26 protein-coding genes and 1 tRNA gene are annotated in these 24849 nt (G+C 36.4%); 12 read left to right on the top strand and 15 right to left on the bottom strand.

Annotated elements, in window-relative coordinates:
- Positions 1-41: 41 nt before the first annotated feature.
- The 7 genes from atpE to EGT49_RS02120 form a co-directional block, all read right to left on the bottom strand.
- The gene (gene atpE / locus EGT49_RS02150; RefSeq protein WP_010020175.1) at positions 42-254 is read right to left on the bottom strand and encodes a F0F1 ATP synthase subunit C; all 213 of its coding nucleotides are present in this window, start codon (positions 252-254) and stop codon (positions 42-44) included.
- A 23-nt stretch (positions 255-277) separates the two neighbouring features.
- Complete coding sequence (gene atpB / locus EGT49_RS02145) at positions 278-988, bottom strand: F0F1 ATP synthase subunit A (protein WP_135371312.1); 711 nt, start codon at positions 986-988, stop codon at positions 278-280.
- Between the two features lie 87 nt (positions 989-1075).
- The gene (gene upp, locus EGT49_RS02140; RefSeq protein ID WP_135371311.1) at positions 1076-1705 is read right to left on the bottom strand and encodes a uracil phosphoribosyltransferase; all 630 of its coding nucleotides are present in this window, start codon (positions 1703-1705) and stop codon (positions 1076-1078) included.
- An 11-nt stretch (positions 1706-1716) separates the two neighbouring features.
- Positions 1717-2727, bottom strand: a complete 1011-nt coding sequence (locus EGT49_RS02135) for an L-threonylcarbamoyladenylate synthase (RefSeq protein ID WP_135371310.1) — start codon at positions 2725-2727, stop codon at positions 1717-1719.
- Positions 2728-2730: 3 nt separating this feature from the next.
- Entirely contained in the window at positions 2731-3612 is an 882-nt protein-coding gene (prmC, locus tag EGT49_RS02130) for a peptide chain release factor N(5)-glutamine methyltransferase (protein ID WP_135371309.1), read from the bottom strand.
- Positions 3557-4654 (bottom strand): peptide chain release factor 1, encoded by a 1098-nt coding sequence (gene prfA, locus EGT49_RS02125; protein WP_135371308.1) that lies wholly within the window; start codon positions 4652-4654, stop codon positions 3557-3559. Before prfA ends, prmC begins: the two co-directional genes overlap by 56 nt.
- Before the next feature lie 17 nt (positions 4655-4671).
- Positions 4672-5253, bottom strand: coding sequence for a thymidine kinase (locus tag EGT49_RS02120; RefSeq protein ID WP_135371307.1), 582 nt, complete (start codon positions 5251-5253; stop codon positions 4672-4674).
- Positions 5254-5405: 152 nt separating this feature from the next.
- Here EGT49_RS02120 and EGT49_RS02115 point away from each other — a divergent pair, with 152 nt between their 5' ends.
- Positions 5406-6749 carry a Mur ligase family protein gene (locus EGT49_RS02115; protein WP_135371306.1) on the top strand — a complete coding sequence of 448 codons (1344 nt, stop codon included), beginning with the start codon at positions 5406-5408 and terminating at the stop codon, positions 6747-6749.
- A 329-nt stretch (positions 6750-7078) separates the two neighbouring features.
- On the opposite strand, the gene EGT49_RS02110 is transcribed toward EGT49_RS02115, so the two are convergent.
- The 3 genes from EGT49_RS02110 to EGT49_RS02100 form a co-directional block, all read right to left on the bottom strand.
- A complete protein-coding gene (locus tag EGT49_RS02110) occupies positions 7079-8047 on the bottom strand; it encodes a serine hydrolase domain-containing protein (protein ID WP_135371305.1) in 969 nt (322 codons plus the stop codon).
- A gap of 69 nt (positions 8048-8116) precedes the next feature.
- Positions 8117-9988: an ABC transporter ATP-binding protein gene (locus EGT49_RS02105; RefSeq protein WP_135371304.1), complete on the bottom strand. Its 1872-nt coding sequence runs from the start codon at positions 9986-9988 to the stop codon at positions 8117-8119.
- Complete coding sequence (locus EGT49_RS02100; protein WP_135371303.1) at positions 9988-11709, bottom strand: ABC transporter ATP-binding protein; 1722 nt, start codon at positions 11707-11709, stop codon at positions 9988-9990. Before EGT49_RS02100 ends, EGT49_RS02105 begins: the two co-directional genes overlap by 1 nt.
- A 96-nt stretch (positions 11710-11805) precedes the next feature.
- Between EGT49_RS02100 and EGT49_RS02095 the strand changes: the two genes are divergently transcribed.
- From EGT49_RS02095 to EGT49_RS02075, 5 genes are all read left to right on the top strand, one after another.
- Positions 11806-12477 (top strand): CPBP family intramembrane glutamic endopeptidase, encoded by a 672-nt coding sequence (locus tag EGT49_RS02095; RefSeq protein ID WP_135371302.1) that lies wholly within the window; start codon positions 11806-11808, stop codon positions 12475-12477.
- Entirely contained in the window at positions 12474-12692 is a 219-nt protein-coding gene (locus EGT49_RS02090; protein WP_135371301.1) for a hypothetical protein, read from the top strand. The genes EGT49_RS02095 and EGT49_RS02090 overlap by 4 nt, the downstream gene beginning before the upstream one ends.
- A gap of 57 nt (positions 12693-12749) precedes the next feature.
- Positions 12750-12822 (top strand) — tRNA-Glu (locus tag EGT49_RS02085).
- A 196-nt stretch (positions 12823-13018) separates the two neighbouring features.
- Positions 13019-13399 carry a PH domain-containing protein gene (locus EGT49_RS02080; RefSeq protein ID WP_135371300.1) on the top strand — a complete coding sequence of 127 codons (381 nt, stop codon included), beginning with the start codon at positions 13019-13021 and terminating at the stop codon, positions 13397-13399.
- A 504-nt stretch (positions 13400-13903) separates the two neighbouring features.
- The gene (locus EGT49_RS02075) at positions 13904-14128 is read left to right on the top strand and encodes a DUF2188 domain-containing protein (RefSeq protein WP_135371299.1); all 225 of its coding nucleotides are present in this window, start codon (positions 13904-13906) and stop codon (positions 14126-14128) included.
- Between the two features lie 490 nt (positions 14129-14618).
- Here the strand turns inward: EGT49_RS02075 and EGT49_RS02070 are convergent, their stop codons facing one another.
- The 3 genes from EGT49_RS02070 to EGT49_RS02065 all read right to left on the bottom strand — a co-directional run bounded on the left by EGT49_RS02070 (position 14619) and on the right by EGT49_RS02065 (position 17986).
- The gene (locus EGT49_RS02070) at positions 14619-15197 is read right to left on the bottom strand and encodes a GNAT family acetyltransferase (protein WP_135371298.1); all 579 of its coding nucleotides are present in this window, start codon (positions 15195-15197) and stop codon (positions 14619-14621) included.
- Complete coding sequence (locus EGT49_RS12390; RefSeq protein WP_167849719.1) at positions 15197-15373, bottom strand: hypothetical protein; 177 nt, start codon at positions 15371-15373, stop codon at positions 15197-15199. Before EGT49_RS12390 ends, EGT49_RS02070 begins: the two co-directional genes overlap by 1 nt.
- Positions 15374-15718: 345 nt before the next feature.
- On the bottom strand, positions 15719-17986 hold the full coding sequence (locus EGT49_RS02065; protein ID WP_135371297.1) for an ATP-binding cassette domain-containing protein: 2268 nt from the start codon (positions 17984-17986) through the stop codon (positions 15719-15721).
- Between the two features lie 183 nt (positions 17987-18169).
- On the opposite strand from EGT49_RS02065, the gene EGT49_RS02060 reads away from it, so the two are divergent.
- The 4 genes from EGT49_RS02060 to EGT49_RS02045 all read left to right on the top strand — a co-directional run bounded on the left by EGT49_RS02060 (position 18170) and on the right by EGT49_RS02045 (position 20942).
- Positions 18170-18544: a nuclear transport factor 2 family protein gene (locus EGT49_RS02060; RefSeq protein WP_135371296.1), complete on the top strand. Its 375-nt coding sequence runs from the start codon at positions 18170-18172 to the stop codon at positions 18542-18544.
- 1 nt (position 18545) lies between these two features.
- Complete coding sequence (gene nfsA / locus EGT49_RS02055; RefSeq protein WP_135371295.1) at positions 18546-19280, top strand: oxygen-insensitive NADPH nitroreductase; 735 nt, start codon at positions 18546-18548, stop codon at positions 19278-19280.
- 149 nt (positions 19281-19429) lie between these two features.
- Complete coding sequence (locus tag EGT49_RS02050) at positions 19430-20278, top strand: helix-turn-helix domain-containing protein (protein ID WP_135371294.1); 849 nt, start codon at positions 19430-19432, stop codon at positions 20276-20278.
- A gap of 37 nt (positions 20279-20315) precedes the next feature.
- Positions 20316-20942 carry an NUDIX hydrolase N-terminal domain-containing protein gene (locus EGT49_RS02045; RefSeq protein WP_135371293.1) on the top strand — a complete coding sequence of 209 codons (627 nt, stop codon included), beginning with the start codon at positions 20316-20318 and terminating at the stop codon, positions 20940-20942.
- 168 nt (positions 20943-21110) lie between these two features.
- On the opposite strand, the gene EGT49_RS02040 is transcribed toward EGT49_RS02045, so the two are convergent.
- Entirely contained in the window at positions 21111-22184 is a 1074-nt protein-coding gene (locus EGT49_RS02040; RefSeq protein WP_135371292.1) for a serine hydrolase domain-containing protein, read from the bottom strand.
- Positions 22185-22347: 163 nt separating this feature from the next.
- On the opposite strand from EGT49_RS02040, the gene EGT49_RS02035 reads away from it, so the two are divergent.
- Positions 22348-22896, top strand: a complete 549-nt coding sequence (locus EGT49_RS02035; protein WP_135371291.1) for a LemA family protein — start codon at positions 22348-22350, stop codon at positions 22894-22896.
- 9 nt (positions 22897-22905) lie between these two features.
- Entirely contained in the window at positions 22906-23814 is a 909-nt protein-coding gene (htpX, locus tag EGT49_RS02030; RefSeq protein ID WP_135371290.1) for a zinc metalloprotease HtpX, read from the top strand.
- Positions 23815-23858: 44 nt separating this feature from the next.
- Here the strand turns inward: htpX and EGT49_RS02025 are convergent, their stop codons facing one another.
- Complete coding sequence (locus EGT49_RS02025) at positions 23859-24848, bottom strand: 2-keto-3-deoxygluconate permease (protein ID WP_135371289.1); 990 nt, start codon at positions 24846-24848, stop codon at positions 23859-23861.
- Position 24849 lies beyond the last annotated feature (1 nt).

Raw genomic sequence — 24849 nt, 5'->3', positions numbered from 1 at the left:
ATATAAAAAGGCGATTTTTTATCGCCAAAAAATTGTATGTATTAAACGAAAAGAATAACGAACGCAATAGCGATAGCAATGATAGGAACAGCTTCAATAAGACCAACACCAATGAACATTGTTCCTCTTAATTTATCAGCTACTTCTGGTTGACGGGCCATACCTTCAAGAGTTTTTGAAATAACAAGTCCGTTACCGATTGATGCTCCAAGAGCAGCGATACCAGCTGCAAGAGCTGCCGCAATATCTTTCATAATTTAAAATCCTCCAATAAAAGTTATTCTTTTTCCAGTTTACGTGAAATATAAACCATAGACAATGTGGTAAATACATACGCTTGGATGGCTCCAATAAATACAGAAAAGCCTTGCCATACCATGGCTAATGGTATTGCTGCGATAAATGTCACAGCACCAAAACTTTTTGCAACAGTTCCAATAAGTCCTAGAAGTACTTCACCGGCAAATATATTACCGTAAAGACGTAGAGACAATGTTAGGAAGTTTGTAAATTCTTCCAGAAGGTTAATTGGTAGTAAGAAACTTACCGGCCTAGCATAGTTACCTAAGTAATTACCAAAACCAAACTTCTTCACAGCATAATAGTGTGAAAGTAACAGTGAAACCGTAGCAAGTCCCATTGTTATCAACGGATTGGTTGTTGGTGATTTAACATATGTGAAACCGTCGACCTTTACTTGGAATATTAATCCTAATTGGTTAGAAACAAAGATAAACAGGAATAATACAAACGCATAAAGATTAAAGCGTCTACCAGATCCATCAGGCATTGCCGATTTTACAATCCCATTAGTAAAATCAATCATCCATTCGAGTACATTCTGTGCTTTACCTGGTCTCATTGTGATCTTGCGGGATAATGCAAATACCAAAATGAAAACGAGGATTGCAGAGATAAGAACTGATAAGTCATTTGCAACATTGAATCTTAACCCTAAGAAATCAATAAACTTATACTTATCATCCAATAATAACCCTCCTTTCTTCGCTTATTGAAAACAATTGATACCACAAAATAATAACACTAAATTATATATATTCAAACAATGAAATCTTTATTTTGTCCCAAATAATCTATCACCAGCATCACCTAATCCTGGGAAGATATATCCACTGTCTGTAATCTTTTCATCTAGTGAGGCAGCATAAATGTCAACATCTGGATGTGCTTCTTGAACGGCTTTAACACCTTCTGGAGCGGCTACAAGGACAACTAAACGCATATGTTTTGCTCCACGTTTCTTCAAAGCATCGATTGCCATATTAGCTGAACCACCAGTTGCTAACATTGGATCAACGATAAATAGTTCACGTTGGTCAATGTCACTAGGCAATTTAACAAAGTATTCATGTGGTTTCAAAGTTTTTTCATCACGGTACATACCGATATGACCGACCTTAGCAGCTGGAATTAATTCCAAGACACCATCAACCATTCCCAATCCGGCACGAAGGATAGGAATAACGGCTAATTTCTTACCAGCAAGTACTTTTTGAGTTGACTTGCCCATTGGTGTTTCAACGACAACGTCTTTCAATGGCAAATCTCTAGTAATTTCGTATACCATCAATTCACCGATTTCATTAGCAACTTCACGGAACACTTTTGTACCAGTGTTTTTGTTTCTAATGATTGTTAATTTATGTTGGATCAAAGGGTGGTTCAATACTGTAAATTTAGACATTTTGTGTCTCCTTAGTTTTTATAATGTGTATTACCAGCTGATTTGTCTAAGCGATTGCTATAAGCTTCTCCATGATCAGCATTAGGAAAGCCTTGAGCAAGAATGAATTTCACTCCATCAAGATCTAGTTGACGTAGTCCGGCAAATAAGTCTCTAGAAGCACTGAAGATATCCTCACCGAGTGAATAAGTCAAAACATCACTTGGGACATCTTTAAGTACATCATCGACTGCCATGACTCCCAGTGAACCGTCCTTTTGACGAAATTCGGAAATTGCCTTCGCAAAATCTTTTTTATCGTCAACGATTACAACTTGGGCACTTGGTGCATAGTGTTTATACTTCATTCCTGGTGCCTTTGGAACCTCACCGGCCTTAACCTTGTGATGATCACTATTGACATTATCTATGACTTTTAATAAATCATCAACTGTTATCATCCCAGGACGTAAAATTGTTGGTACATCAACAGATAAATCAATCACTGTCGACTCGACTCCAAGTTTTGTTGGACCATCATCCAAGATAGCCGCAATCTTTCCGTGCAAGTCATGATAGACGTGTTTGGCCAAGGTTGGACTTGGTTTTCCACTAGTATTAGCAGATGGACCAACAATTGGTTTGCCAAAAGTCTTGATTAGGTCTAACGTTGCCTGATTGTTTGGCATACGAAAAGCTGCCGTCGTTAAGCCGCCAGTAACTGCTTTGGAAAGTTTTCCCGGTTGGATCGGCATGATTATTGTCAAGGGACCCGGCCAAAAAGCTTTCATCAATTTTTCCGCTAATGGCTTATAACTATTGTCTGCATATTCCCAAACCATCTCAGGTCCAAAGACATGCACAATCAAAGGATTGTCGCTTGGACGTCCTTTTGCAGCATAAACCTCTTTGACTACATCAGGTCTTGTTGCGTCGGCTCCTAGCCCATAAACAGTTTCTGTGGGGAAAGCCACTAACTGTCCATCGGCTAAATAATCCGCAGCTTCTTGAATCTGTGTACTCTTGAGTATTTCAGTTTCCAAATACTACATCTCCTTTTTAGCCTTTAGATATCGGTAGTTACCACTCATATCTTTATGAAATTCTACAACATAATTGGGTAAATTATCACAAAAAATTTTATTTATCGCATCTTTTTGTCTAAATCCAAATTCCATATACAAAATTCCATCATCAGCAAGATAATCGTCAACTACCTTAACGATATTCTCATAGAATTCTAAACCATTATCGCTTCCATATAAAGCCAAATCCGGTTCAAATTTAATTACGCTCGGATCCATGTCCTTTTTTTCACTTTCTGCGATGTAAGGTGGATTCGAAACGATGATGTCAAATTTCTGTGGTTTGACGTTTTTAAACAAATCACTTTCCAAGAAAAACAGATTCTCAGTTTGATAATTATCGGCGTTTAATTCTGCTACCTTTAAAGCTTCAGGTGAAATATCAGTCGCCAAAATCTCATCTTCAGGGAAATTCAACATTAAAGTAATGGCAATGATTCCAGAACCAGTCCCAATATCACAAATATTCTTTTTTGTGGGACCGTGTTCATCAATAATTTTTTGCACCATCTCTTCTGTATCAAGACGTGGAATCAAAACATTCTCATTGACAGTAAAACTACGATTCATAAAATATGCATAACCAAGAATGTAGTGAACTGGTACATCCATTCCTAATTTAATTACACCTTGTCGAAATTTTCTCAAAATATCACTAGGAACTTCTTCATTACGGTGCAATTGCAATTGGGTGTAGTTAAAGCCACTCAGTTCTTCCATCAAGTATTGTGCATCTTCAGGAAATTTATTTTCCTTCTTTAACATTAAAAAAGCCCTTTTCAGGGCATTAGAATAGCTTAGCTTCTCCACTTTGAATTTGCTCCAACTTCTTAGTTTGATCATCAACGATTAACGCATCGATGATTTCTTCGAGGTCACCATTCATAATTCGATCCAATTTATTCAGTGATAAACCGATTCGATGGTCAGTTACACGGTTTTGTGGATAGTTGTATGTTCTGATACGTTCAGAACGATCCCCAGTACCAACAGCAGATTTACGTTGTTCATCGTATTCATTTTGATTTTGTGATTCATAGTAGTCATAAACACGAGACTTCAAAATTTGCATAGCTTTTTGACGGTTTTGTTGTTGTGAACGTTGATCTTGCATAGCGACAACGATACCAGTTGGGATATGTGTCATACGAACAGCTGAAGAGGTTTTATTGATATGTTGTCCACCAGCACCAGATGAACGATAAACATCCGTCCGAATATCTTTAGGGTCAATATCAATATCTACTTCGTCATATTCAGGCATAACTGCAACAGTAGCAGTTGATGTGTGGACACGACCTTGAGACTCAGTAGCAGGGATTCTTTGCACACGATGAGCCCCATTCTCATACTTCAACTTCGAATAGACACTGTCACCAGTAATCATGACAGCAACATCTTTATAGCCACCAACTTCAGTGTCAGTTTCATCGATGATGTCAAAAGTCCAGCCTTGTTTTTCAGCATACTTACTGTACATTGTCAAAAGATCAGCGGCGAACAAACTAGCTTCATCCCCACCAGCGGCACCACGAATCTCCATAATAATATTTTTATCGTCATTAGGATCCTTAGGGAGCATCAATAGCGTGATTTGATGTTCGACTTCATCCAATTCCTTTTTTGACGATTCCATTTCATCTTTGGCCATCTCGGTCATTTCAGGGTCATCAGTTTCACGTAAAATTTCATCACTATCACTGATACTCTTTTTTAACTCTTTGTAACGCTTGAAGGCAGCCACGACGTCACGCATGTCAGCTTCTTCTTTAGAATAAGCCATGTAGCGCTTAGTATCGTTGATAACTTCTGGATCACTCATTAATTCTTGCAATTCGCTGTAACGATCTAGCAAGGTTTCTAATTGTTCAAATATTTTATCCAATTTAACAATCCTTTCTTCTATTTATTTTCTAACATTGGAGGGTGGTTATAATGACGACGGCAGACTGGGTAATACATTTCATTGCCACCAATTGAAATTTGGTCACCTTCGTAAACCGGCATACCATTTGCCATACGCATATTCATTGTAGCTTTTTTTGTACAGAACCAACAGATAGTCTTCATTTCTTCTAACTTATCTGCATACAACAATAAATATTTAGTTCCCTCAAATAATTCATTGCGAAAATCATTCTTCAATCCAAAAGCCATCACAGGAATTCCTAATTCATCAACTACTTGTGTTGCTTGTAAGACTTGTTCTTTACTCATGAATTCACATTCGTCAATCAAAACACAAGATGCATTCGGATTTTCTTTCTTCACGATTTCAAAAACATTTGAATCTTTTTGCAAAGCAATCGCCGGACGTGTCAATCCCATGCGACTTACGATCTTACCAGTACCTGAACGGGTATCTAAAATACTCGTCATCAAGATAACCGACTTACCTTGTTCTTCATAGTTATGGGCTACTTTCAAAATCTCAATCGATTTTCCACTATTCATAGCACCGTATTTAAAAAATAATTGAGCCAACTTTACGCCTCCAAAATATTGTCCTTCAAAATTATAACGAAAAAACTTGCTCTTGAACATAACAAACATTTTTCATTTTCAATCAAAAACAGATAAAATACTCTTTAGGTATGATAATATTGTTTTAATTAATTCAATTTGGGGTTTTAGAAATGACATTTAAATCAGGTATAGCAACACTTACAGGAAAAACATCTTATTTTATTTTGAGTAAATTTTTCAACGGTGGTTCATCATACCCCGGAAAAATTGCTTATAAGATTGATCCTGATATTTTGAAAAGTCTTGGTAAAGGTTATGATTTGATCATCGTAACGGGTACGAATGGTAAAACCTTGACGACTTCATTGATCAACAAGATGTTGGTTCAAAAATATGATGACGTTTTAACTAACCCAACTGGTTCTAACATGATTCAAGGAATCGTAACTAGTTTCGTGACACATCACAAAAAAAGCAAACGTCCTTTGGCAGTCTTAGAAGTTGACGAAGCTAATGTGCCAATCATTTGCAAGTACATCAAACCAAAGTACTTTGTTTTAACGAATATCTTCCGTGATCAAATGGATCGTTACGGGGAAATTTATACAACCTATCAAAAAATCCTCGACGGAATTAAACTTGCACCAGACGCTACTATCATTGCTAACGGCGATGCAGCAATTTTCGCTTCAAAAGAGCTTCCTAACAAAGTTATCAACTATGGTTTCTCTGACAAAGGCCACGAAACTGAAGATTTCAAAGCGCCAACTAACACTGACGGCGTCCTCTGCCCTAAGTGCAATCACATCATGCACTATCATATGATTTCCTACGCTAATCTCGGAAGCTACTTCTGTCCTAACTGCAATTTCAAACGTGGTGAGTTGAAATATGAGGTAACTAACATTTCAACGTTGCTTCCTAACAAAACTGTTTTTAACATCGATGGCAATGAATTTACAATGAATATCGGTGGAAAATATAATGTCTACAATGCACTAGCAGCCTATGCCGTCGCTTCAGAACTAGGTATCAGCATTGAACAAATCAGAAAAGCTTTCAACTATGACGAGAAAGTCTTTGGCCGTCAAGAAACTATCAATGTCGATGGTAAAGACGTCAATATCATTTTGGTTAAGAATCCAGTTGGTTTAAACCAAGTTATCGAAACAGTCCTCAGTGACAAAGATCCCTACACGTTGGCCTTCTTATTGAATGCCAACTACGCTGACGGAATCGATACCAGTTGGATCTGGGACGCAAACTTTGAAGATTTTGACTATCAAAAATTGCCATTAGTTATCACTGGTGGTAAGCGCGTCAAAGATGTTACTTATCGTTTCAAGATTGCTGGCTTAGATATGAAGAAGAATATCGAAACGGTTGAAATAGAAGATTTCGTCAAAGAAATTCCAAATATTCCAACAGAAAAAATTTATGTTTTGGCTACTTACACTGCCATGTTAAGCCTTCGTAAGACTTTAATGGACAAGGGTTATATCAAACAAAAATAGGCAATTGGTCAGTATAAAGTGCCGTCTTCCGCAACAAACTCGATTTTGGCTGGAACAATGTGGGCACGACTTGAAACTACCGCAAAGTACGCGGCATTTCCAAGCTCGTCCTTTCAGTAAGTGCTAAAGCACTAACTGAAATTTCACATTTGAGCCAAATCGCGTTTGTTGCTCCAGACTAAATAGAAATTCTATTATTTATTCGTTCTAACTCAAAACTAAACAAAGAAGCTGCACTAATGATTAGTAAATTCATTAGTACAGCTTCTTTTTAATTTTGCAAACAATTTAAAAAGAACATTATCTCTTCAAAATTTATAGTAATAATTTTATTTACTCTCTTCTAAAAACTTATTCAGAATTGTTTCTCTTCGCTCTAAGAAAATTTGATTATACTGATGCGGATGAACTCGGTTGGTCATGACTACCATGGCAGTTTGATGTTGATAATCCACTGCTAAAAACTCGCCTGTATAACCAGTGTGAAAAATCACATGCCCAGACCCGTCGGGTTTAATGTCCCATCCAAGTGAGCGGCCAGGATTTAACTTGGTGTAATTATGGTAAAGAAATTCTTTGTCTGGTTTTAACATTTCACCAGCAAATTTTAAAACGTCATCTAGTGTAGCAAACATCCCTGCTGATCCACAGTGTTTCCCTAATTGACGAGCTTTAGGATCATTAGGAATACCAAACAGCATCTTGTTGTTAACTGGGTAAGTTGGTACACAGCACTCAGGGTCCGGCTCAAAGGTGGCATCTTTTAGTCCCATCGGTTTAACCACGTATTTCATAATCGCATCTTGGACTGGCATTTTATAAAATTGTTCGATGATCAGTCCTAAAAAAATCAAACCGGTATCGGTGTAAACGACTTTTTTATCAAATGTATCGGTAACTGGTAATTTCAATAAGGCATCGATCAATTGTTGACAATTTAAAGCATCCCGATTAGGAATATAGCCTTTGATTCCTGAGGTATGGGTAATCAAATGAAATAGTTTGACCCGATCATCGCTAAATTTTGGTAAGTATTTTTGTACAGGATCGTCTAAACTGATCATTTTTTGATCAACCATTTGTAAAATCAACGGAACAGTCCCCATCACCTTCGTTAATGAGGCTAAATCGTGTAATTCGTCGCCTTTAAGCGGTTTTATTTCAGGCACCCACTGTTTATTGCCATAGACAAATCGGCTCGTCTGAGCGGAATTTATAAAGCCAAAACTAACTCCTGGTACGACTTGCTTATTTACTAAATCAATAATCTGTGCAGTTGTTTCTTCAAAATTTGCCATCTGAACTACTCCCATTTTTAGATAAAAAAAGAACGTGTTTAAAAACACGCCCTAATTATATCCCATTTCTTATTCAGTAACATTACCTGCAAATTGAGAATTATAAAGATCAGCATAAAAGCCGTTCTTAGCCATCAATTCATTGTGATTACCTGTTTCAACGATTGAACCATGGTTCATCACGATGATCTTGTCAGCATTTTGAATTGTTGAAAGTCGATGAGCAACCACGAAACTAGTTCGATTCTTCAATAGTCGCTCCATTGCATGTTGAATGTGTAATTCAGTTCTTGTATCAACTGAACTAGTAGCTTCATCCAAAATCAGAATTTCAGGATCAGCTACAAAGGCCCGTGCAATCGTGATCAACTGACGTTGTCCTTGAGAAATATTTGAAGCCTCTTCATTTAAGACTGTGTCATATCCCTTTGGCAATTGACGAACAAAGTTATCCACATGGGCTGCCTTAGCAGCTTCAATAATTTCATCCTTAGTAGCATCTTCACGACTGTACTTCAAGTTGTCGTATATTGAACCGGTGAACAACCAAGTATCTTGAAGCACCATTGCGTAGTGACTTCTGACTTGTTCACGAGTCATATTGCGAATATCTTTTCCTTCAAGCTTAATTGAACCGCCTTTAACATCGTAGAAGCGTTCCAACAAGTTAATGATAGTCGTCTTACCAGCACCAGTTGGTCCAACGATAGCTATCATCTGGCCAGGTTTGACATTCAAGTTGTAATCCTCAAGTAAAATTGGCTTGTGTTCATAACCAAATTTAACATGTTCAAGCGTGACCTTATCATCAGTTTGAACATCAGGTACATCAACTTTTTCGTTTTCCATTTCAGGTTCATCCAAAATTTCGAAAACACGTTCTGCAGAAGCAATCGTAGCTTGAATTGTATTCGTCAAGTTAGCCAATTGTGAAATTGGTTGTGAGAATTGATTCATGTATTGTAAGAAAGCTTGGATATTACCTAAGGAAACTCGACCATTAGCAACTTGAATACCACCGTAAATGGCAACTAAAACGTATCCCAAATTGTTGATGAAGATCATCAAAGGCATGACAATACCAGAAATCATTTGTGCTTTCCAGGAAGCCTTGTACAATTTAGTATTTTCTTTTTCGAAATCGTCGATAGAATCTTGTTCATGGTTAAAACTCTTAACAACCACGTGTCCAGCATAGTTTTCTTCAACTTGGTTATTCAAAAGACCAAGCGAATTTTGTTGACGCTTGAAAAACTTTTGTGATTGTGGAGCGATGATTCCGACTACGATCAAACTCAAAGGAACGGTTGCTAAAGCAATCAAAGTCATTTTCCAACTGATTGTCAGCATCATCCAAATCACACCGACAAAAGTAACTGTACTAGTAACGAATTGTGTCAAACTTTGTTGCAGCGTTCCGGCAATATTATCCATATCATTGATAGCACGTGACATGATATCACCGTTTGAATGTGAATCGTAATAAACGATTGGTAAACGTTGCATCTTTGACTTCAAATCACGTCTTAATTTGTAAACAGTATTTTGCGAAATACGTGTCATGACAAATTGTTGAATGAAGTTGAAGGCCGCTGAAGCGACGTACATCAAAATTACAATAAATATTATGTGTTCGATCTTACCAAAGTTGATTGGTAGACCATTGATTTCAATTCCGGCTTTTTGTTGAGCAACACCGGTCATCAAACCTTTATAAATTTCAGTTGTCGCCTCACCTAAGATTTTAGGAGTCTTAATTTGGAAAATGGCTGAAGCGATTGCCAAAACCAAAACAAAGATGATTCCGAAGACGTAAGTAGACATGTATTTTGCCAAACGTCCAGTCGTCTTCCAGAAATTCTTAGGTTTAACAACAACATTAGGACCATGATTACCAGGACCATGTCCGACAGAAGGTGATTGTGATTTTTTCTCAGCCATTACTTACCCTCCTTTAATTGAGACTCAATTATTTCTTGGTAAGTCTTATTGTTTTCTTTTAGTTCGGCGTGAGTTCCTAAACCGACCATCTTACCATCATCTAGCACAACGATTGCATCGGCATCAGCAACTGTTGAGATACGTTGCCCGACAATAACAACAACACTCTGACTAATTTTCTCATCATTCTTTAAAGCTGTTCTTAGATTCAAGTCAGTCTTGAAATCAAGTGCAGAGAATGAATCATCAAAGACATAAATTGAAGCGTCTTTAACCAAGGCACGAGCAATTGCCAAACGTTGTTTTTGACCACCAGAGAAGTTCTCGCCACCTTGTTCAACAGGTGCATCCAACTTGCCGTCGAGTTCACTAACAAAGTCAGCTGCTTGAGCAACTTCTAGAGCATGCCAAATTTCGTCATCGGTCGCGTCATCTTTTCCGTAACGCATATTGTCACGAATAGTTCCCTTAAACAAATAAGCTTTTTGGGGAACCATCGCCACTTTATGGTTAATATCTTCGGTATTTAAAGCTTTGACATCGGTTCCATTCAAGCTAACAACACCCGTTTCAGCATCGTAAAAACGTGGAATCAAATTGATCAAAGTACTCTTACCAGAACCAGTACCACCGATAATAGCTAAAGTTTGGCCTTTCTTCATATTGAAATTCAAATTTGACAAGGCCAACTTTTCAGCACCATGATATCTAAAGTTGACATCATTAAAACTCAAAGCCGGTTCATCTTTAACCTTAGCTGGCTTAGCAATAACATCAATTCGACTCTTAGTTTCAAAAACTTCCTGAATACGAGCGGCTGAAGCTGAAGCACGTGGTACGAAGACAAAGACCATTGATAAGATCATAAAACTCATCAAAATTTGCATAGCATAAGTCATAAAGGCAATCATATTACCAATTTGCATTGACTGATTAGCAATATAATGTGCCCCTAACCATGTGATACCAACGTTAGTTCCACTCATGATCAAAGTTACGATTGGGAACATCAAAGCCACAATACTGAAAACTTTAATCGCATTATTGGTATAATCTTGGTTAGCATCATTGAAACGAGTTTGTTCAAATTTATCTTGTCTAAAGGCACGAATAACACGAACTCCGGTTAATCCTTCACGAAAGACCAAATTCAAACGATCAGTTTTCTTTTGCATAGCTTTGAAAAGTGGCACAGCAAAATACATGACACCAGCCACTAAAACTAGCAAAATAGGAATTGAGATCAAGAAAATTTTTGTCATTTCAGCATTCTTTTGATATGCCATGAAACTCGCACCAATCAACATAATCGGTGCCATGATCATCATTCTTAACATCATGATCATCACATTTTGAATTTGCACAACATCGTTAGTAGTTCTAGTTGTCAGTGATGAAGTTTCAAACTTATCAAATTCATCGTGTGTGAAATATAAAACCTTTTTAAATAAATCGGATCTTAATTTTCTACCTAATCCTTGAGACGCTTGTGAAGCCATCAATACGTTACCAAAAGCGGCAACAAAACTAATTAATGACACGACGACCATTTGGATTCCGGCATGTATAATAAAATCAGTATCACCCGTAATAACACCTTTATTAACAATATCGGATGTTAGATTCGGGATATACAATGTGGCAATAACTTGGAAAATCATAAAAATGACCGCCGCAAGAACTTGCCACATATTGATCCTACCTCGAGCAATCTTTAGCATCTATTCACTCCCTTTAAAAACTCACATAGCATTATAGTATTAAAACACTTATTCTCAAAAAATTCTAATAATTATCCCAGAAAAGGTGGTTTCTTAATGAATAAATCCAAGAATAATTATCAACCTATAAAAACCATATCTCATATTATAGCCTTTTTACTTCTATTTATACTGGAACAACTTCCATTAAGTGTTCTAACTTTGACCAAAAAGCAACTAGGGTCACATTATCAATCTTATACAAAAATAGCGCCAGTTGTAACTATTATATTACTAATTGTTGCGGCTACCATAATTATTTTTGTTTTCAAAAAAGTTCAGATCTTTCCTACGCAAAAATTTACTAAGAAAACTTGGCTAGTCATCATTGTCGCCTTGATCTTAGTCACATTAGTAAATTACGCAACCTTACCATTCATGAAACCAACTAATTCTAACGTCGAAGCACTCGAATTAATTGGTCAAAATAATATGGCAATTTTAATTTTCTTCAGTCTCATCGTCGCACCGATTTTGGAAGAAATAATTTTTCGAGGATTGTTTATGAATTGGTTCTTTGTTGACCGCCCTTTAGTAGCAATTATTGTCAGTGGTATAATTTTTGGTTACATTCACGCACCGTTTGGTCCCGGTACCGACTGGTTTTACGCTCTCTCAAAAATTTTATTAGGTGTCGTGCTAGCGGGTGTCTACTATCGTACTAAAAATATTAAAGCCAATATTACCGTTCACTTTTTGAATAATTTTCTCGGAGTGATTTTACAATGAACAAGAACCAAAAAAAATTCAACGAGATTTATCAGAGCTTACTTCGTAAGGTAGTCATGTTTGGTGTCTTATCAATGCTACTAATAGCTACTGCCCGTGTGACTGGTTGGATCATCATGGAGTATGCCGGCCTTATCAGTGCGATTTATACGATTATCTTGATTGGTATGATGATCTACATTTTAATAATTAAAACAAAAGATAAAAATATTTGAAAAACCATATTGACAGCGAACCCTAATTACAGGTAAAATTGTGTTTGTTGTTAAATTTGCCCGTTGGTCAAATGGTTTAAGACGCCACCCTCTCAAGGTGGAGTTATGGGTTCGATTCCCATACGGGTGATTTTGAACCAAATCTTCTTATATTCTATGATTAAAAAAGCTATAAACGTTGAGTTTATGGCTTTTTTGTTTTCCATAAAAACATCTAATAACGCGAATTATATTTTTGTCCCACAAAACCCCCACAAATTACATTTGCTTTCATCCCCGTAAATGTAGAATAATTGATTTATCAAGCAAATAAGGAGGGCTAGTAAATGGGTTTATTCAATGGATTAATCGGCAACGCAACTGAAGTTAATCATGATTCTGTTAGGCGCCAATTACAGGATGTTCTAATTCCTAATGAAGAGGTGGATTTAGCATTCACATTAGTTCGTGATCTAGTCGTATTCACTGACCTTCGATTAATCGTGGTCGATAAACAAGGCGTCACCGGCAAAAAATCTGATTATAAAACTTTTCCATATAAAAGTATTTCTAGATTCTCAGTTGAGACTTCGGGTCATTTCGACTTGGATGCTGAGTTAAAAATTTGGATTTCTGGAGCTGTGGAACCGGCCCAAGTCTTACAATTTCGAAAAGATAAAAACATCACCTTGATTCAACAAGCCTTAGCAACTGCTATTTTGAAATAATGAATATCCATCCTGTGTATGCTAAACTAATATCGTCATTTGATTTAGACATAAAAAATCCCTTTCGCATTATAATTCGGTTGGTAGCCTTTTATAATTATAGCGAAAGGGATTTTTTAACACTAAATTAAACTGCCCATTAATCGTATATCATAATTATAGATTTCTTTTCAGTCGTTCTATCAACACAACACTGTTAATCATTTTTATCACATCTAAACCAATCTACAACGCATCAGCAATCTTAATCACTCATCCAATAGTTGGAATCTTTATATTACTATTTATGATAGCAACAATATTTATCAGAGGAACATTTAAAATACTTGTATTCAATTATTCTATGCATTCCACACTCTATGTTGTATGCGAACTTAAGTTCCATACAATATATTGACATAAATAAATATATTTTATAAAATATTATTATTGAATTTCACATTACTTTATCCCCCCCTGGACGAATGAATGTGTTATTCAAAATATATTTTAAGGAGACAGTTTATGTCTGGAAAAAATCAATGGGTATCACCCACTACTAAGGGATGGAAAGTTAAAGGAGAGGGCAATAGTAAAGCTACAAAGTTATTTGATAACAAATCGGATGCCATAAATTTTGCAAAGGATATCGCCAAAAATCAGCACTCAGAATTAATTGGTCAAAAGAAAAATGGCCAAATCAATTTAAAAAACACTTATGGTAAAGATAACTTTCCACCCAAGGGTTAATTAATTCTTGGATACATTTTAATGGAGTACCCTTCAGCAGTGGCAACATCGGATGATGAAACCTCTGCTATTTTTTCATCCTCTTTTACAACTATTTTTAATTTATACCATTCATTTAACCTAAAATAATTTTAAAGTTTCTTTGACTCATTAAACCTACTTTCAAAAATTAGCATCTAAGATCCCTAAAATTTTTTATCTTAACTCAGAAATTCTTACCATTTAGATTAATCATAACCAATACTTATAAAATATCCTTGTTATCATGATAAGCTTCATTATAGTCTTTTAACCCACGTATTAATTTATAGCTTAATAAATCCAAACCCCTAACAATTTTCAAGAGAATCCTTCTAACTTTAGGTGAAATTTCCATAATTTATCGCTGGACAATTTAAGTAAAGGACCTGAAAAAAATAAAAAAAACACCTTTATTAATCCACGGTAAATAAAAGGTGTTTCCTATTTAGAATATCGTATATTTTTAATTTCAAAGAATATCACTAATTCTTTTTATAAATAAACATTGCTCATTTGGAGTTCGATAATTATCAATTTCTTTAAAACCATTATTCGTATAAAAACTTCTCAATTTATCATTATTATCAACTTCTAAATAAATAATTCTTCCACCAATCAATTGATAAACCTGACTGATAGTAATATAAGACAATTTTAGAATATCCGTTCCAGATATAGAATTTTTATAATTAAAATTTTTGCCAATTTGACCTAACAATATGGATTTAATCTCATAATTTTCACGTTCTGTTTTTTGTCCCATACCTAACAATCTTTTTCTTAATGTATTTGAAAGCCTTGAAAAATTCTTTTTTGACATCATAAGCGGTTTATTCGTAATTGAATAATATCCAGCTAAAATATTCTCTCCTCTGTATTTTGAAAAAATTAAATATGTTCGTGCTAAATCCATGGTCTCGAACTGTTCAGATTTATTTAATAAAAAATTCTCTACATCTTCATTTATTGATGAAAACGTAGAGAACAGCTTGCTTAAATCGTATTCTTGATCCATTAATTCTTTCAATTGAATAATATTATAGGCCATTAATCAAAATTCCTCATAATATCTTCGATTTTTTCTTTATCATTCTTGTTGGTTAAAAACTTAACGGGTTTTAAAATTTTGGTGTCCGTCTTACGCGATCCATCTAACGCAATGGCTAAGTTTTTACCCGTTTTTTGGTTAAATGAAAATTCAGTCTGAAAGCTTTTTGTTGACATCAGTACTATCCTCCTATGTCACTTCTTACAAACAACAACCTATCATATCTACATAATATCATCAGAAATTATCCTCTTCAACAAACAAGACCATCATTTAACTCGTGTCTAGTTGCGGTCCAACATTAATAAAAGAATCCCTAAGAATATTCATACACATTCCTCCTCGTTTCAGTCTCTAATTAAATTACGTTAACTATCCAAAAAGAATTTGATTTTTAATGATTATCATAACTTTGTTAGTGAAGATACCGACCTAATTGTTGACGGTTAGGTTTCTCTAGAAAAAGGTAAACTTAGTTGCAAAAAAAGAGCCTAACTGAATTCATTTCAGCTAGACTCTTTTTATTTTTCTATTAATTGTTTCAAAGCCACACCAGTACGCGATTCTGAATCTTTCATACTATCTTTCGGAGTTCCTTCGAAACAAACTTGACCACCGTACTTACCGGCATCAGGTCCCATATCGATCAACCAATCAGCCTGAGGGATCAGCGACAAATTGTGTTCGATCAAAATCAAAGTATTGCCTTTATCAACCAAACTCTCAAACAAATCAATCAAACGTTTAGTGTCGTTCAAATGTAAGCCAGTAGTTGGCTCATCTAAAAAGTAGATACTTCCGGTGTGGTCTAATTCCATTGCTAATTTAACTCGTTGGACTTCCCCACCGGATAAGGTCGTCATTGATTGACTCAAACTCAAATAGCCTAAGCCTACTTCTTCTAGTAACTTTACTTTTTTATAAATTTTAGGAACATCTTGGAAAAATTCTAAGGTATCATCGATCGACATATTCAATACTTGCGAAATATCTTTTCCGTGATAACTATATTGCAGGGCTTCTTGACTATATCGTTTGCCCCCACAGAGTTCACAAACTTGAATAACTGGATCCATGAAGGCCATCTCAGTAATTGTTACCCCCTTGCCTTTACAACGAGGACAAGCACCTTTGCCGTTATAACTGAATAATTGTGTTGAAACTTTATTTTCATCAGCAAAAAGTTTTCGCAGCGGATTTAAGATGTTCAAATAGGTAGCCGGTGTCGAACGGATATTGATTCCGACAGCATCTTGGCTCAAGTCGATGTAGTCTTGGTCTGACACTTGCTTTTTAAAGGCATTAACTAATGTACTCTTCCCTGAACCAGCTGGGCCAGAAACAACGGTCAAAACTTTTTTCGGAAGTTTTGCATCAACTTGTTTTAAATTATGAGAATTGACGTTTTCAACTTTGATCCAATCCTTGGCAACACGTGGTTGACGAAATTCAATTGGTGTCCGTAACATTTTTCCGGTAATCGTATCCGACTTCAACAATTCGGGATAGGTTCCTTTGAAAGTAACTGTTCCTCCGCCTTTACCAGCTTTGGGACCGATTTCGACAACATAATCGGCGGCTGAAATAATTGCTGGATTGTGGTCAACTAAGACAATCGTATTGCCTTGCTCTTTTAATTTCTTTAAAGATTTGGTAATCATCTTAATATCATGTGGATGTAAACCGACGCTTGGTTCATCGAGTACATAAACTAAATCAGACAGTGAACTTGTTAGATATTTAGCGATTTTGATTCGTTGAGCTTCGCCGCCAGATAAGGTATCGGTGCCGCGATTTAGTGATAAGTAACCTAAGCCAATATCAACTAGTGATTGAACTTTACTCCGCAATTCACGAACCATCGTTTCAGCTTTAGGGTCAGTAATGCTGTCCAAAAATTTTAAAACATTGACGAGGTCCATTTCACCAACTTCAGCAATGTTCTTCCCTTCGATTTTGCCTTTCAAAGCATCCTGGTTCAATCTAGTTCCGTGACACACAGGGCAGACTTTTCTGGTGACAATTTTTTCCAAAGCTGCTTGATGATGACGGCCGGAAGCACTGTGAATCACTGAGCGTAACATTCGTGGAACTAAGCCTTCATATTGTGCGGTTCTTGCCCAAGTCTTAGGTGGGTTCTTCAGTTTCTGTCGGGGAGCATGCATGAACAAATCGTACTCTTCTTTTGTATAATCTTTGATTTTTTTATCGAGATCAAACAAACCACTGTTACCGTACTCTTTCCAACGCCAAGTCCCTGGTTGGAAGCCGGTAAAGGTCATTGCACCTTCATTGAGTGACTTATTCGGATCGATCAACTGACTTTCATCAACATCGTCCACAAAGCCTAAGCCTTGACAATTAGGGCACATCCCTTGCGGCAGATTAAAAGAAAACCACTCTGAATAGCCGACCCAAGGTTTACCAATTCGTGAAAACATCAATCGTAAAACTGAATAAATGCCGGTATAAGTTGCTAGAGTCGAACGAGAATTTCGTCCTATTGGCTTTTGTTCAACTACAATTGCGACTGGCAAATTATCGATTCGATCAAACTTTGGTTGGCCGTACTTTGGTAAGTACTGTTGGGTAAAACTAGGGAAAGTTTCATTCAACTCTCTTCGCGACACGGCAGCTAAAGTGTCGAATACTAATGATGACTTACCCGAACCAGATAAACCCGCAAAAACAGTAATTTGATGTTTAGGAATGTCTAAATCAACATTTTTCAAATTATTTTCCCTTGCGCCATGAATACTGATGGCACCATCTTTGAATAAATCAGTCATATAAGCCCTCGATTCATAATATTTTTACTACTCGGAATAAATTTTACTCTACTTATGATTGAATTTGCCAAGATACGACTTATAGATTAAAGCCTAAAACCTGCTAGGACTGTCATTTATACTAGAAAAAGCAATTCAAAATTTTTATAATGATTATTAACTCATTAATTATGGAGAATCAAAATGGACAACACAGACATCATTAGAAAGTATTTTCAATCATGGCTTACTAGAGATTTCTCTAACCTTGATGAATATTTTGATGAAAAAATAATTTACCGCGAATCCTATGGACCGATTTATATTGGTTTAGACGAGCTACATCAATGGATCGACAACATGTTAGATCGCCAAAAAGTTTTAGATTGGCGAATCGACCAAATTTTACCAACGGACAAAAACACCTATACCGTGTTATGGTATTTTCATGCGGTTGAACATACTGAATACGATTTTGACGGCGTGTCGGTAATTGAATTTAAGCATCATAAAATTAGTAGCGTCGCCGAATATCAATCTAAACGTGAAACTTTTCGACCATTCAAAAAAGAGGCATAACATGAATCCAACTATCAAAAAAATGACGGAACACGTTTCCGTTCGTGACTTTACCAAACAAAAAATCACTGCTGAACAAAAACAAGCTTTAACCGCTGCGGCCCAAAGTGGTTCGACTTCAGAATTTGTCCAGGCTTTTTCAATTATTGAAATAACTGATCAAACTTTGCGGAATGAATTAGCTGACATTACTATCAGTTCACCCCACGTCAAAAAAGCTGATACGTTTTACGTTTTCGTGGCAGATTTGAATCGTCAAGCTAGTATTTTAAAGGCTCACAATCAAGATCTAGATAGTTTAAAAAATATGGAATCACTGATTGTCAGCATTGTAGACACGACGATTGCGGCTCAAAACATGGCAATTGCCGCTGAATCAATGGATCTAGGTATTTGTTACATCGGCAGTCTGCGCAACAATATCAAGCGTGTCGCCGAACTATTGAAACTACCTGAACTTACTTTGCCAATCTTCGGTATGACAATTGGTGTGCCAGCAGTTAAAAATCAGCCTAAACCTAGACTCCCAAAAGTTAATCAAGTCGCAACAAATTCTTACGACAATCAAAAATTCACGGATCTATCTGACTATGACGCGGTCGTTCACGACTATTATGCTCAACGCAAAACTAATGCCTCTGACACTGACTGGTCAAAGAAAAATTTAGCTATTTTCAAACAGATCAGACGTCCCGAAGTTACTAGTTTCTTGAAGGAACAGGGCTTTACACTATAACCTTTAATACCACAATTTTGTGGTATTTTTTTTACAAATCTTATTGAAATTTGTTTGAAAATTTACATAAATGTTTACAAAACTTTACAATAATTGAACAGAAAATACACACTACTTTTATATCATAATAAGCATAAAAACATTATTTTATGAGAAGTAGGTACGTTATCACGATGGTGAATTTAGGTAAAATTATTAAAGAAGCTCGCGAAAATAAATTGATTTCACAAAAAGAGCTTTGTGACAGTCTTTGTTCGCAGTCAGCTCTTTCAGAGATTGAAGCTAACAAGTACGCACCAAGTAAGCAACTTTTAATTCAAATATGTAAACGTCTTTCAATCAGTTCCAGTGACCTTTGTTTACAACAAAATTACAAAGTTAGTAAAACTGCCGATTTCAATCGAATAATCAATCAACTATACAATAGTAGAGACTATCGCGGACTGAGAAATTTTTTAAACCGTCCTACCGTACTCAACAGCGTCCAAACTTCAAAGCAGACACAAGCGTATTACTTTTATTTGGCAATCTGTTCAATCCAACTTGATCTAAGTCTTGATAATGCCAAGGCTTTTTTAAAGTTATCCTTAGCAAGTTCTGGTAAACGTCACAAACGTTCAACTTTAACTCGACTAGGAAATGCCACTTTGGGTTTGATTTACGCCAAACTCGATTTAAGAAATTCTGCTTATACTTACTACAAACTAGCTTTATACGATTTAGACAAAGACAATTATGACGGTAATCAAAATACACTCTTTTTCATTGGTGCCATGATCTACTCCCATTTCAATAATTATAATGAAGCCTTAAAAATTATCGAACAAGGTCTCAATCGTGCCTCAAGATACAAATCAAATTTTATGTTGATCAATATTTTTTATTTAATGACACATATTTCTGAGACCCTGCAAACTCACCAGGATTTCAAAGAGGAAACTATTTACGAGTATCTCGTGGCCAATATCCTCCGCCAAGAATTAATGCCTTCAATCTAATTTTGGGTGTTATACTGCTTTTCAAGGAGGTCATTATATGAACGAAATTGAACTATTACTTGAGCAGTTACAAGCCATCGCCCAGAGTGGCAAACATTATGGTAAAGATGTCTTTGATTTGGAACGTTATCAACAATTGGAAGATGTCGCCAAAAAACTCAGTACGCATTTGGTTCACAACGCCACACCCAAAAATCTGGATCTCTTTTTTGACGCTGATTCGGGTTACGTGACACCGAAAGTCGATGTTCGTGCGGCAACTTTTTCTAACGATAAAATATTGCTGGTCAAGGAAAAACGTGGCGGCACTTGGTCAATTCCTGGCGGTTGGGCCGATATTGGTTATTCGGCCGGTGAAATTGCTACGAAGGAAACTTTTGAAGAAGCTGGGATTCAAGTTGTGCCAAAACGTTTGATTGCTATTCGGGACATGCAAAAGAACCATTATCCTAAGAAAAATCTCAGTTATATTTACAAATTGTTCTTCGAATGTACCCCCACTGAAACCGACATTCACAGTGGTGTGGAGACTTCTGATGTGGCCTACTTTACACTTGATGAAGCATTAAAACTGAATTTGTCTTTGGCCAGAAACTTACGAGAAGATTTTCAAATGGTCTTTGATTGTCATCATTCAAAAAATTGGGAAACAAAATTCGATTAAAAAACCTCAGTAATCATTCGATTGCTGAGGTTTTTTGGACAAAAAGAAAAAGCCTTACATCAATCCGTGATGTAAGGCTTCAGACTATTCCATAGAAAACTTTGGAATGTATGAAATAGTCATTAATACAGATAGGCTATATCTGCACTACTTATATTAACATAATTATTATTCATTAGCTAGTTGATATAGTTGATTAACAAGTGGTTTGACGTCGGCTCCTCGTCTAGAATAATTTTGTAAAGCGACTACTGCCGTCTTTCCATCGTCAGAAATATGGAATACTCCTTGGAAACCGTAGCCCCAACCATTCGCAAAGTTATCATTTTGACGATGATACAAGCCGCCACCATATGTACTGATACTGCCGGGTGCGAATAATTCCTTGCGTGATTGCTCACTCAGCATTGGCCCGTTAATATATTGCTCAACTTTAAAGAGATCATAAACGCTCATGTAAACTTGACCAGTGCCTAATTCGTCATACTCCATATACCGTTTAATATTGAAGGGATTCTTATAAGTTAATTTCTTAACTAACGGATTGGGCTCATTATAACCGGTCGATTTAACAACTGTTGGTGAAGTATCATAGGCAAAAATTGTCTCTTTCAAACCTAATTTATCAACATAAGTTTCATTGAACAACTTGCGATATGATTTGCCAGTCAACTTCTCCAAAATGCCGCACAATAGATTGAAGTTGACGGCGGAATAATTCCACTTGCCATGTAACAAATTGACGTACTTAATATTTTTAATATCAGCATCGACAATATCTGGATCTGACATCACTTTGGTTGGACCGACGCCACCAACTAGAATCAAACCAGAGGTCATATCTAGCATTTGTCTAATAGTGACATTCTTACTTCCAGGAATTTCAGGATAAAACTTTGCTAAGCGATCATTCAAACTCAAATTGTCGGCTTCGACTTGCTTCATTATCATTGCCGCTGTCATTGACTTTTGAATCGAATCGATTTCATAAGTTGTATCAATGGTATTGTGAAGACTCGTGCCATAATCGGCATAACCACGACTGGTCGAATAAATTGGTCGGCCACCTTTTATTATCAACATACTGCCAGAATAATCGTACTTGTTGATCAAGTCATTGGCTTTTTGACCAAATTCACTGTTGTAATGTGAATCAACTGAACCGCCTACGTTGGAGGTTGTTGGGATAATACCTAAAAGTGCAGCTGAGAGCATTAAAACGGGTAGAAAAATTTTTTTCATAATATTCACCTAAGAACCTTCAAATACCTTCCTCTATTCTTCAAGTATAATTTATTTTTCAGAAAAGTAATACTGATTTACTCATTTTTTTCTGAAGTAACTTTGATACTTGCAAATCGCTAATATGGTAAAATATAGCCAATAAGAAAAGAAGGAGATTTAAATGAAAACATTAATTATCATCGCCATTATCTTAGTAGTAATTGTCGCCTATGCTGGTATGTATAACAGTTTGGTCAAGTACCGTAATCGTGCGCGTGAATTCAGTTCACAAATTGACGTCCAACTCGAACGTCGGACTGATTTGATCCCTAATTTGGTTGAAACTGTCAAAGGTTATGCTAAACACGAAAAAGAAACTCTTAGCAACGTTGTTAATTTAAGAAATAGCATCAACAATGCGAGTTCGCTACAAGATAAAGTTGAAGCTGATAGTGCTTTGACTGGTGCCTTGAGACAGGTTTTCGCATTGGCAGAAAATTATCCTGATTTGAAAGCCAACCAAGAGTTTTCACAACTAATGGAAGAACTTTCCAATACAGAAAATAAAGTATCTTATGCTCGTCAAGCTTACAACAGCCAAGTGCAAGCTTATGATACTGCATTGCAAACTTTCCCACGGAATATTATTGCCGGAATCCATGGCTTTAAAGAAATGGACTTCTTGCAAATTCCTGATGCTGACAAAGAAGCTCCTAAAGTTAAATTTTAGGGGTCTATCATGATTTACGAACAAATCGATCGTAATAAACGTAAGACTTACTTTATTTTCTTTTTCTTCTTTCTGTTACTAGCAGCGTTAGGAAGTTTTATTGGTGCCTACTTTTTTGACAATATTTATTCAGGAATAATTATTGCCTTAGTGATTGCAATTGTTTATACACTGATAACTTATTTTCAATCGACCAGTATCGTCATGCAAATGAATGGAGCTAAAAAACTCAATTCAGCTAAAGATGCACCTGAACTCTGGCATATCGTCGAAGATTTATCTATGGTAGCGGACATCCCCTTACCTGATATTTATATCATTGATGATCCAAGTCCTAATGCTTTTGCGACTGGACGTGATCCTAAACACGCTGCTGTGGCGGTAACTAGTGGTTTATATAAAATGATGAATCGTGAAGAACTCGAAGGTGTTTTAGCTCACGAAATTTCTCACGTAAAAAATTATGATATCCGTGTTTCTACTATCTCAGTAGCTTTGAGTTCGGCTATCATCTTAATTTGTTCCATTATCGGTAACGCTTATCGTTGGTGGCTTCCAGTTGATCGTGACGACCGTGACAACAATAACTCTGGTGCAGTAAGAATCGTCTTGTGGCTAGTTGGTTTAGTCTTTGCAATCCTTGGACCTTTAATTGCCAGTTTAGTCCAGATGGCTATCTCCAGAAACAGAGAATATTTGGCTGACGTTTCAGGAGCTGAATTAACTAGAAATCCTCAAGGTCTGATCAATGCTTTGGAAAAATTAAAAGAGAGCACCAAACCAATGCAACGAGTTGATGACGCCAGTGCTGCCCTTTATATCGATGATCCCAACAAAAAAAAACATTTTTCTGGATTATTCGATACTCATCCACCACTGGATAAAAGAATTGCTGCTTTGAAAAAAACTTTTGAATAACACAAAAAGAACCTCGAAAAATTTCGAGGTTCTTTTTTATTGGATTATACTTGTGGATCTAGTTTTTCTGCTTTTATATCTTTACTGTCTTTATTTTTAGACTTACCCTTAAATCTTTTTGCCACCCAAGCAGTTAACATAGGTGTCAAGATAGCTGTGACAACTACTGCCGCTGTAATTTGTGCCGTCGCAGTTGCTTGAACAGCTGCATAAGATTCATCAACAGCAGCCATTGCAGCCGGTGTTGCCATCGCAGCTCCCGCAGTACTAGAAATTGCTGCACCAGCAACTCCTGAACCACCAGTTAATCTATCGACAACAATCGTAATTCCACCACCAACTAAGGTAACAATCACCCCTAGTAGAATTCCACTTGCCCCACCAACAAATATTTGTTGGAAATTCATTGTACAGCCAAGTGCAAATCCAACACAGACAATAATGGCATTCATCCCATTATTCAAAATAGTTTTAATAGCTGGGAAAAGATTTGCCAAAATCATTCCTACTAATAAAGGTAGAATCGTTGCTAATAGTGTGACTACGGAAAATGATGCTAAGCCTGAAGATGCTAATGCTATCATCGTCACATAAGGTCCAACACTTAAAATTGTAATACCGACAGCCGCCTCATCAACAGAATCGCCAAAGTCGTGGACGATTCCAGCATACATAGCATTATTAGCCCCAGACATTGCCCCAATGATAGCTAATGCGCTAAGCCCGAGAAAATCATTATTCATTAATTTTCCAACAATCAATCCAAAAACGATTGACAAAACAACCTTGGTTAAAATAATAATACCGCCACGTTTTACAGCTGGCCCAGCAATCTTAAATGAAATTGTTCCACCAATTATAAATAAGAAAGCTCCTACCAAAGCACCTGATCCTTGAGCAAACGGAGTTGTAAAACCACCTATTTTTAAAAGATCTGGAAAAAATGAATTAATGGTAGCACCTATAAACATCGGAATAATGATATTACCACCGGGAATAGAAAATTTCTTCTTTTTACCTTCTTTACCTGCCATA

Origin of the sequence: Companilactobacillus suantsaicola, from assembly GCF_004745525.1 — a bacterium.
In the GTDB taxonomy this organism is placed as follows: domain Bacteria; phylum Bacillota; class Bacilli; order Lactobacillales; family Lactobacillaceae; genus Companilactobacillus; species Companilactobacillus suantsaicola.
This window is presented reverse-complemented; position numbering and strand designations above follow the sequence as displayed.

Bases quoted from the DNA above. Each gene is read 5' to 3' on its own strand.
- atpE (WP_010020175.1), bottom strand. From the start codon at position 254: ATGAAAGATATTGCGGCAGCTCTTGCAGCTGGTATCGCTGCTCTTGGA.
- upp (WP_135371311.1), bottom strand. From the start codon at position 1,705: ATGTCTAAATTTACAGTATTGAACCACCCTTTGATCCAACATAAATTA.
- prmC (WP_135371309.1), bottom strand. From the start codon at position 3,612: ATGATCAAACTAAGAAGTTGGAGCAAATTCAAAGTGGAGAAGCTAAGC.
- EGT49_RS02115 (WP_135371306.1), top strand. From the start codon at position 5,406: ATGACATTTAAATCAGGTATAGCAACACTTACAGGAAAAACATCTTAT.
- EGT49_RS02110 (WP_135371305.1), bottom strand. From the start codon at position 8,047: ATGGCAAATTTTGAAGAAACAACTGCACAGATTATTGATTTAGTAAAT.
- EGT49_RS02105 (WP_135371304.1), bottom strand. From the start codon at position 9,988: ATGGCTGAGAAAAAATCACAATCACCTTCTGTCGGACATGGTCCTGGT.
- EGT49_RS02100 (WP_135371303.1), bottom strand. From the start codon at position 11,709: ATGCTAAAGATTGCTCGAGGTAGGATCAATATGTGGCAAGTTCTTGCG.
- EGT49_RS02095 (WP_135371302.1), top strand. From the start codon at position 11,806: ATGAATAAATCCAAGAATAATTATCAACCTATAAAAACCATATCTCAT.
- EGT49_RS02090 (WP_135371301.1), top strand. From the start codon at position 12,474: ATGAACAAGAACCAAAAAAAATTCAACGAGATTTATCAGAGCTTACTT.
- EGT49_RS02080 (WP_135371300.1), top strand. From the start codon at position 13,019: ATGGGTTTATTCAATGGATTAATCGGCAACGCAACTGAAGTTAATCAT.
- EGT49_RS02075 (WP_135371299.1), top strand. From the start codon at position 13,904: ATGTCTGGAAAAAATCAATGGGTATCACCCACTACTAAGGGATGGAAA.
- EGT49_RS02070 (WP_135371298.1), bottom strand. From the start codon at position 15,197: ATGGCCTATAATATTATTCAATTGAAAGAATTAATGGATCAAGAATAC.
- EGT49_RS12390 (WP_167849719.1), bottom strand. From the start codon at position 15,373: ATGTCAACAAAAAGCTTTCAGACTGAATTTTCATTTAACCAAAAAACG.
- EGT49_RS02065 (WP_135371297.1), bottom strand. From the start codon at position 17,986: ATGACTGATTTATTCAAAGATGGTGCCATCAGTATTCATGGCGCAAGG.
- EGT49_RS02060 (WP_135371296.1), top strand. From the start codon at position 18,170: ATGGACAACACAGACATCATTAGAAAGTATTTTCAATCATGGCTTACT.
- nfsA (WP_135371295.1), top strand. From the start codon at position 18,546: ATGAATCCAACTATCAAAAAAATGACGGAACACGTTTCCGTTCGTGAC.
- EGT49_RS02050 (WP_135371294.1), top strand. From the start codon at position 19,430: ATGAGAAGTAGGTACGTTATCACGATGGTGAATTTAGGTAAAATTATT.
- EGT49_RS02045 (WP_135371293.1), top strand. From the start codon at position 20,316: ATGAACGAAATTGAACTATTACTTGAGCAGTTACAAGCCATCGCCCAG.
- EGT49_RS02040 (WP_135371292.1), bottom strand. From the start codon at position 22,184: ATGAAAAAAATTTTTCTACCCGTTTTAATGCTCTCAGCTGCACTTTTA.
- EGT49_RS02035 (WP_135371291.1), top strand. From the start codon at position 22,348: ATGAAAACATTAATTATCATCGCCATTATCTTAGTAGTAATTGTCGCC.
- htpX (WP_135371290.1), top strand. From the start codon at position 22,906: ATGATTTACGAACAAATCGATCGTAATAAACGTAAGACTTACTTTATT.
- EGT49_RS02025 (WP_135371289.1), bottom strand. From the start codon at position 24,848: ATGGCAGGTAAAGAAGGTAAAAAGAAGAAATTTTCTATTCCCGGTGGT.